The 1,008-nt window shown below is 46.5% G+C and carries 1 protein-coding gene; it reads right to left on the reverse strand.

Features of this window, described 5'->3' with window-relative positions; genetic code table 11:
* The coding region (locus PX481_RS03345; protein ID WP_288093667.1) for an anti-sigma factor antagonist at nucleotides 1–847 on the reverse strand (847 nt) is incomplete at its 3' end.
* Nucleotides 848–1,008: the final 161 nt, after the last annotated feature.

Below are 1,008 nucleotides of genomic sequence, written 5' to 3' on the forward strand. Positions count from 1 at the left end.
GCCATTCTCCCGTCATACCGGGTTTTACATCTAAACGTTGCCATTGGGGAACATCGTAGCGTTCCACCTCATCGGGTGTGGGGGGACGAGTGCCGACAAGACTCATTTCACCGGTGATCACATTCCAAAACTGGGGGAATTCGTCTAAACTGGTACGACGTAAAAATTTTCCTACCTGGGTAATCCGGGGATCATTTTTATTCTTAAAAAAAGCTCCCTGCGCTTGATTGGGGATTTTATCCTTGAGTGCTTCTGCATCCACACACATGGAACGAAACTTGAGAATTTTAAATTGCTTTCCCAACCAACCGCAGCGGGTTTGACTAAAAAAAATTGGACCTGGACTGTCTAACTTAATAGCGATAGCAATGGGGACAAAAATAAACCCCGTGATTAATAAACCCACGATCCCACCAACAATGTCAAGACAGCGCTTTAACCAACTGCGAATCGAGGGATGGGTTTCGGGTAGATCGTTTTCAGTGGCAGTAAAGCCGTTTTCTTGGGGTGCTAGGGGAGGGGTTTGGAAGGTGAATAATTGATCTAATCCCGTAATCGATAAAACCCCCATCACTGGGGGATGGACGTTAGCCAGCACTAACTCGATATTTTCTGCCCTGGCCGCTTTGAGATTATGGACTAAAGCACCCACACCACTACTATCCATAAATTGAGTGGCATTCAGATCAAGAATGACTTTTTCGGGAGTGGGTGTTTGGGCGATGAGATGGTGAAAGAGATCTTTGAACTGTACTGCTTCCAAGACAGTCAAGCGATCGGGCATCCGCAAAACGGGATACTCCATCGGAATGATCAGAAAACGTGTTTCAGGGAGTTGGGAAGTCATCGACACAAAGAGGTGGTTTGATAGATGAACAAGGCCTGATGACCTACCTAATGTTTACTACACTTTTCCCCAAATACCAATGGGTAATGTCAGAGATTGCCTGTGATTATCGGCTAACGAATCTCACCTAGGGGCGGACGGCCTTGGGTTTGGGCTTTCGC

The organism is Microcystis sp. M53603_WE2 (assembly GCF_030065435.1).